This is a genomic window from Butyrivibrio sp. INlla14 (genome assembly GCF_900102515.1).
Classification (GTDB): domain Bacteria; phylum Bacillota; class Clostridia; order Lachnospirales; family Lachnospiraceae; genus Butyrivibrio.
Genome location: NZ_FMVS01000052.1, coordinates 1 through 8,837, shown reverse-complemented (window position 1 = coordinate 8,837; position 8,837 = coordinate 1). Strand labels below are relative to the sequence as shown.

General features: G+C 40.6%; 2 protein-coding genes and 1 pseudogene. 2 read left to right on the top strand and 1 reads right to left on the bottom strand.

The genetic code is table 11. From position 1 onward, the window contains the following. A pseudogene (locus BLO53_RS18370) lies at positions 1 to 211 on the bottom strand (helix-turn-helix domain-containing protein); the annotation flags it as partial. 269 nt (positions 212 to 480) lie between these two features. On the opposite strand from BLO53_RS18370, the gene BLO53_RS18365 reads away from it, so the two are divergent. Together BLO53_RS18365 and BLO53_RS18360 are read left to right on the top strand one after the other, a co-directional pair. Then, positions 481 to 3,165 (top strand): MBG domain-containing protein, encoded by a 2,685-nt coding sequence (locus BLO53_RS18365; protein WP_143003285.1) that lies wholly within the window; start codon positions 481 to 483, stop codon positions 3,163 to 3,165. Positions 3,166 to 3,492: 327 nt separating this feature from the next. After that, positions 3,493 to 8,837: InlB B-repeat-containing protein (locus BLO53_RS18360; protein WP_092065045.1), on the top strand; the 5,345-nt coding region annotated here is incomplete at its 3' end.

Below are 8,837 nucleotides of genomic sequence, written 5' to 3'. Positions count from 1 at the left end.
CAGTATTTGATACTGTTGCATGGCAGACACCATTGGATTTATAGCATTGTTCGTAGGAGTACATTTTTCCATGGTTTTCATCTAAATCAAGGATGATCTGGCATCTTGTCCTAAGTGTCTTACTTGTGCCTTTCTTACGAATGATAGACTTGATACCTTTGAATTCTTCATCAGTGAGATTTATGTGATATTTTTTTGGTCTGCCTGCCATTGTTATGCCTCCGAGCTTTTTCTTTTATTTTATCAAGAAATGGCTCGGATTAATAGAGATAATTTGATTAAATATCAACGTGTCAGTACACTAGTGTACCATGGAATTCTAATTTCCATCTGACCAATAAGTACAATGGATTTGAACTCTATCAATATGATCATGGTAGTGGCAGACGTAATGCTACTCTTAATACTACTATCTCGATAAATAGTACAGCACTTGAGATATATTATAAGAGACTTAGCTATGATCTTCAGTTTATTGATGTGGATCCTACAGATCATACAGAGCAGAATGCTATTGATGCTATAAAGGTTCAATACGAAGCTCCACTAGCTTCTTATGCATCACAGACAAATCCTAAGACACATGAAGGGTATATCTTTGACGGATGGTATGAAGATAAGACTGGAACAGTGCTATTTGATTTCAGTTCCAAGATGCCTGCAAGTAACAAGGCAGTATATGGAATCTGGAAACCTGTTCAGTATAAGGTTACATTGAAAGCAAATGGCGGTGAGTTCGTGCCTCAGTCAGGCTGGGATCCTAATGAAGACTTTGATGCCGATGGCAATCCATTCTTCTATGTAGACCCAGATACAGAGATTCTTGAATCTGGTATAGTAGGGCTCTTTGAGAAAGAAGGTTATACCTTTACAGGTTACTACTATGACGATGAAGATCCAGATGCAGGAAAAACATTCCTCTATGGAAAGATTCATCGAGACATAATACTAAAGGCTGATTGGCGTAGGCTTGAAGCTGTTAAGGTAATATTTGATGCAGCTCCTACAGATGCACCATATGGCGAATTTGACGATGGAACAACACATTCAGATGGATTTGACTATGCAAGCAATTCTGAATTTGTAATGGCAGCGCCTCCTACAAAGGTAAACGAAGAGTATATCTTTATGGGATGGAAGTTCCATAAGGGAACAGATACAGATACTTATGTTCCTAATGCAAAAGCCAAGATCAAAGACGAAGCAATCTCGGATGCCAATACAGTAGTATTGGATGCTGTTTATGAGAAGAAAGGCGAGACGCCATCAACAGAAAAGACATTTATCATTTATGATCCAGGTCAGCAGGCAGAGACAGCAGTTCTTAACTATTCACCTGCATCAGACAAAGAAACAATTGTAGGAAAGCAGGTTAAGATTTCGGAACTTAAACGAAATGAAAAGGTTACAGCCCTTGGAGAAATCTATACAGCAGATGGTTGGAAGATGACTTCCTGGAATACAATGCCAGATGGATCCGGACTTGAAATTGCTCTTGATAAAGCGTTTATTGCAGCTGATAACCTTGATAACCCTGCAGCAACAAATAGTAAAGCGAATACACTGTATGCTCAGTGGGAGCAGGAAACTACATATACAATAACTATCAGAGTATCTACTGAAGGATCAGAGGTTGAGCGTCAATATAATGGAAACGAGCAGATACTGGAAATAAAAGGATCTGAAGAACCACTTGCTTATACCATTACAGTAACATCAGATCCCGAAGACGTAGTAGATGGACTTACATCAAGCGATGTTGTTCCAGTGCGTGATGAAGAAGGCAATTCTCTAATAAAGGTAAGTGGAACAGATGTTGGAAGATATCCAATAACTCTTACTGAGGACATGTTCACAATAAACCGTGAAATTGATGGTGATATTATCTGGGATGTGAGCGGAGAGATTGCCCTGGTTATCACTCCTCGAAAAGTTAAGATTGATGTAGCAGGAAATAAAGACAATGTAGAATTTAATGGCAGTAAGCAGTTTGTAGATGGTCTCGAAAAAGCCGAAGCAGGTGTAGTAGAAGAACTTAAAGGTGATGCTGAAAATCTCTTTAGTTGGGATAAGATAACCTTTGATGATACAAATGCACACGCAGAAGGAATATTACCAGACACCTATAACATGGGTCTTGAGTTTGCAATGTTTACAGTCGAGGATGATAATTTTGAGCTTGACGAGGAAGAATCCAGTGTAGAGGATGGAGAGCTTAGGATTTATGTAGAAGAGGGATTTAGCCTATTCATTTCTTCAGAAGATGTGACATCTCCATATAACGGCGGACCACAGACCTTCAATATGCCAGTTAAAATTTCCTCAGTGCCACTTCCGCCTGTAATTGAACCTAGATCAGCAACAATCCCACAACGTATGTACAGCATGTTCAAGAGGTTGTTTGGTATTGTAGTTATGGCGGGCGATTTCGATACAACATTTAGTATCGGTACTGAAACTTACGAGGTTGAAAACATCAAAGCTACTGCTACAAGAAAAGACGTTGGAGATACTCCTTTTGAACTGGCAGATGGGTATGCAATTTATCATGGTCAGGGTGAAGACAGGGTAGATGTAACAGAGCTCTTCATATTATCAGAAAATGAAGAGAATCATCTTGGCACACTCACTATTACACAAGTTCCAGTAACTATCAATGTAGATGATAAGACTAAGACTGTAGGTGCTAGTGATCCTGAGTTTACATCTACAATAACAGGTCTTCAGGGTACAGATACGATTGACCTCACCTATGAAAGAGACCCAGGCGAAACAGTTGGTGTCCAGTATCAGATCAGAACAAAAGAGGATGAGGAGGCTCTTGAAACGAAGTATACAAATTATACCTTCGAGATTATTCCAGGAAACCTTACAATCACAGAGAGCACAACGCCTCCTGGACCACCTACACCTCCACCACCAGGACCTCCAACACCACCTACTCCTCCGGATGTTCCTACAACTACACCTCCAGCACCAGCTCAGGCAGTTCTCGGAGCAAGACGTGAGGAAACTAGTGGACAGGCAGTCCTCGGAGCAAGAAGAGCAAGAACAGAAGATACAACTAATGATGCATCAAGAGTCCTTGTAATCCTTGTATCAGTAGCTGCTACAGTAACACTTCTCCTTGCAGGGAAAAAGAAAGAGGAGAATGAAGAAAACTGATTTGAAATAAAAAATCAGTGATGAGCATATATAGTTAATAGATAACGGGAAACTACAATATGTGGGTTCCCGTTATTTTTTGGTTATAATCTTAAGAAAAAATTTATAATCTACACTTAATTAAGTCTGTAAATGCAGTGAAATAAAGTTTAGAATTATGACTAGGAATTGTGAAAAAAAGTTCACAAATAATGCAAAATATGATAGGGTTTATGATTGCTCGTTTTTTATAATACAAAATATAGGAAACAAGCCCACTAATCTATATTGCATAATTCAGAATCCATTCGATTTCAAAAATATTTTCTAACGGAGGGAGAGATAGGAATGTTGAAGAAATGGAACAGATTGCTGGCAGTTATTTTAGCTTTTGCATTGGTAACAACTACCTTTGGTAGTGATATTGCCAGTACAAGAGCTTTCGCTGTTGAAAGCGACGAGGAACTTGCACAGCTGGAAAATGAAATTCAGACTGCTGAATGGGAGCAGATTCCACAGGAAGGAGAAGAACAGGCTCAGGAAGAACAGCCTCAAGAAGAGACTGTACCTGAAGAAGTTACTGAAGTAACTGATCAGGCTGCTGAAGAGTCTGGCGCTGCAGGGGAAGATGCAGCGACGACGGTGGCAACAACGGCAGCAGAGGCCACAACTGAAAGTTCTACAGAAGAAGTGGCGACAGATGCTTCTACTGAGAGTTCTTCTGAAGATGCTGCAACTAATGCAAGCTCAGAGGAAGTTGTTGAAGAGGCAGCTACAGCTGCGACTTCAGAAGCAGTCGTAGAAGAAAAACTTGTAACAGTAAGATACAAGGCTACCAAGGGCGGTAGAGTTTCTTCTAATAAAGAGACTGTTGATATTAATGACAAGGATTCCAAGTTTGAGGGCTCAACAGCCACAGCCTGGAATGACAAATATACATTTGTAGACTGGACTGATGCGAATGGTAATCAGGTATCTACAGATGCTACTTTCGTGCCTTCAGGAATTGAAGAGGATGCAGAATTCACAGCTAACTTTGTAGCTGCCGAAGATATCTCTGAGACAATGCCTTCAATAGAGGCAAATGAAGTGCACGCAGGCGGCCTTATCGTTTCTGTTCAGGCTGAGGAAGGTCTTTTCCCAGCTGGTACAGAATTAAAGATCAGCGCAATCTCTGATGAGCAGGCCGTTGCTACTGCAGAAGAGACACTTGGAAAAGAAGTAAATAAGGCTAAGGGTGTTGACATTTCTTTCGTATTTGAAGGAAATGAGATTCAGCCTGCAAATAATAAGTATGTTCACGTAAAACTTGATATCGAAGAGACAATCGCTACAGAAAATCTTACAGTTCTTCATGATCATGGTGATGATGTTGAAAAGATTGATGCCAGCGTAAGTTCTAATTCTCAGGGTAATGCTGAGGCAGTTGAATTTGATTCTAACCAGTTCTCAGTATTTATCGTAGTAGAAGAGGGAACGGATGCCAGATTAGCTGTTAAGTTTATGAACGGCAATGATGAGATTGTTACTCTTAATGTAAAAGAGAACGATCTTAATCCGGGATCTGGTGAAACAGCAAGCCATTTCAATGATATTATCTACGATCCAGGTGTTGGGAATCTTGGAGACGGCGTCATGTTCAGAGGCTGGACAACAGATGCCGCTTATACAACTTTAACACCAGCATTGACTATTGATGATATCCGTGAGCAGATCAGAGCAAAGTTAAATAATGGTGTCACTGAAGGTGATAAACTGATATATTACGCAATGCTGTTTAAGGCATACACAGTATCCTATATTGACGACCTCGGTGCATCTTTAGGATCAAGTGAGGTGCTGTTCCGCGCAGACGAGCCAGCAGAGTACCAGAAATATACCATTGATATGCAGTTCACGCCTGCCGATAACGAGCATAAGTTTGAAGGCTGGCTTGTTAGCCAAGGAAAAGATGTAGTTAAAGGATATACAGAAGGTAAAAGCTATCCAGTTGATACAGAAATCGAGATAAAGGGTAACGTTATCCTTTCGGTTGATTTGCCAGCTGGCCACTGGTTGGTTTTCAATGAAAACGGAAAAGGTGCTACTTATAATGCGCCACAGTTTGTAAAATCCGGTTTTACAACGCAGCAACCATGCGATAACTCAGAGATGGTTCGCAATGGCTATACATTTGGTGGCTGGTATTATGGAACTGAGGTTAAGGATGATGATGGAAATGTAACAGTCGAACTCGGACAGGAGTTCGAGTTTGGTGGTACACTTTCTGACCTGACAACTATCTATGCGAAGTGGGAAGCTGTTACAAATGCGGATTATACTATCCTTATCTGGAAGCAGAATCTGGATGGAACAGGTTATGATTTTGCTACTTCCGTAACTCTTAATGGAACAGTAAATAGTTCCATTAATGCTGTACAGGTTCGAGGAACTGGCGATAATAGCTATGTAAGAATAAATGGAAACGATTATAACGAATATACTGGTTTCCATTATGATAGCAACGATCAGTCAGGTAAGACCATTGCACCTGAGGGAACAACAGTTGTTAATGTTTACTACAAGAGAAATGAGCATACACTGACTTTCCAGGTAGATGGTGTATATATTATTTCTGAAGGTGATTATGATAATAATCCGGAAAAGTATGGAGTTGTAAATGGCCAACATGTAAGAGTGTATTGGAATGATGGATCGTTCTGGCGAACTCGTACATGGTCTTTGGGAGGCTATAGGTATTCCCATAAGTATGAGGGCACGGTATATACATATAGTAATGGATGGACCACAATCAAGGAAATAAAAGCCCTTTACGGACAGTCAATAAGTGATCAGTTCCCGATCGTTGGAACAGATGGCATTACTTATAATGCGGCAAGATGGAAACCACAGAGTTCTACACCATATACTCAGGTATTGTCATATATTGACATTATGCCAAATGCTAATGTTACCTTCCATAAGGATGATGACGGTCCTGGACCAGGCAATTATAAGACAATCACTTATTATGTAGAGGCACTTCCAGGCACAACAGAACAGACATATTCGTTCAATGGTAAGACCTTTGTTGAATATAAATCACTAGAGTGTGATTATAGATTCTTTACAGAGGCTGAAGATTACATTGACTTACCTGGATATACCAAATTTGGCTATGATCCAAGTACTAATACTTGGGGTAGCGGTGGCGCTAAAGTTGTTAAGTGCTACTACACTCGTAACAAATATGAAATTAACTTTATGGATGGAGCCTACTATGATGGTAACAATAATAGGATTTCATCTGAGACAAGTTCAGGTCAGATAGAACTTGTTGGAGATATTTATTATCAGGCAAATGTAAAGTCATACGATGAATACAAGCCTAGTGTTACAAGAACAGGATATGTGTTCGAAGGATGGTATGTAGACGATGCTTGTACATCAAAGTATGAATTCGACAAGATGCCTGAGGGTGGTATCACAGTCTACGCTAGGTGGCGTCAGATACAGTACCGTGTATTCCTCCATTCTATGGCAGATGGAGATAATACTCTTGATTGGGGTTCTGCTACACAGCAAACAAACTTCCGTGTTTCTTACGGTGGAAAGGTAAGTACTCCTTCAGGAAGAAGAAATGGATATGAGTTTGCGGGTTGGAGCACAGATCCTGAAGGAAAGAATGGATTTAACAAAGATGCATTTGTTCTAAATGATCAAACAGTTACTGCAGAATATGATAAGACCAAAGATTTTACTGATCCATCAGATAAGTGGGGCAATGCTAATGCAACAACTAACTCTGATATAACAGGAAATAATGGTGAAGACCGCTTCTGGATCACCAGAAAACTTGACCTTTACGCAAATTGGCGTGAGACTACTACAGGAGCTAAGGGTATAGGTCTCATATATGACGCAAATGGTGGAAGCCCAGCACCTACTGATACAAATTTATATGCTGATAAAGCAATGGCATCTGCAGGCGCTGCACCTACAACAACACCGGCTATAACAGAGGACGGAAATACTTATGAGTCACGTTTCTCACACTGGGTAGTTCAGAAGTGGGATTCTGCTCAGAGTAAGTTTGTAGATACAACTACAACAGTCCTTCCTGGCGCTACTTTTAAGGTTTTAAAGGCAGATGCGCGAGTGGAAGATGCACCAGGTATGACAAATGGTGTGCCTAATAAGACTTATACTGTTCAGCTTCGTGCAGAATATGTAAAGGTTGAGAAACCAGTTCCGACACACATCACATTCTATAATAACTATGATGGCGGAGTATATGCGTCATATGACCCATTAGAAGTAAACAAGGAAGTTCCTATTTACGGATTAGGAGAGGGTGAGACTATTCCATCCAGAAAGGGATATAAATTCCTTGGATGGGCAAGAGAAGTAGAAGTTGTAGATGGCGAAGTACAAACAACTACAGAGTCTGAAACTCTTTGGATTGGTTATGATGCAGAAAGAGGCTATTATTATGATCCAGCAGCAAACAATAAGAGTGTACAGAAGGTAGCAGCTGATGAGAAGCAGCCATACCATGCACTCTATGCTGTATGGGAAAAGCTTCCAACTTATACAGTAACCTACGAGATCACGGGAGATGCGCATGGTGCAGTAGCTCCTACAGATGAAGATGAATATCTGGAAGGCGATACAGTTCAGGTTCTTTCTGTAGAGACTATTCCAGCTGGCTATACATTTGAGGGATGGACATCTGATGATATTGAAGGAACTATCAGCGATACATTTGAGATGCCAGCCAAGAATGTAAAATTAGTGGGATATTTTAAGGCAAGAGACGATGTAGAGTACACAGTAGAGCATTACTTCCAGACACTTGAAAATGAAGAAGTATATGAGATTGATAGCACATATACAACGACAGGAAACAAAGGAACAACAGATACAGAACTGAGTGCTGAAACTCTTGCAGGATTTGTAAAGACAGTAGACGGATTTGAATACGTCGAAGGCAGAAACAGATACTTTGCAGGAGAGGATGAACTTGATGCAGCAATAGTACAGGGAGATGGAAGTCTTGTAGTAAAGCTGTACTATAACAGAAAGAGCTTCAAGGTAACCTACAGCTACACAAATGATCCAGTACCAGCAGGAGCAACAGACCTTCCAGGAGAGGCAGAGTACAAGTACGGAGAGACAGTAACTCTTGCAGCAGATGCAACAGCACCTGGTTATGACTTTAGTGGCTGGACACCAGAGGGTGTAGAGGCTGAAAATAACAGCTTCCAGATGCCAGCAAAAGATGTAGAGGTAAAAGGAACATTTACAGCAAGAGACGATGTAGAGTACACAGTAGAGCATTACTTCCAGACACTTGAAGATGAAGAAGTATATGAGATTGATAGCACATATACAACGACAGGAAACAAAGGAACAACAGATGCAGAACTGAGTGCTGAAACTCTTGCAGGACTTGTAAAGACAGTAGACGGATTTGAATACGTCGAAGGCGGAAACAGATACTTTGCAGGAGAGGATGAACTTGATGCAGCAATAGTACAGGGAGATGGAAGTCTTGTAGTAAAGTTGTACTATAGCAGAAAGAGCTTCAAGGTAACTTACAGATACACAAATAATCCTGTACCAGCAGGAGCAACAGAGCTTCCAACAGAGGCTGAGTACAAGTACGGAGATACTGTAACAGCAGCAGATAAGGCAGAGGCACCTGGATATAC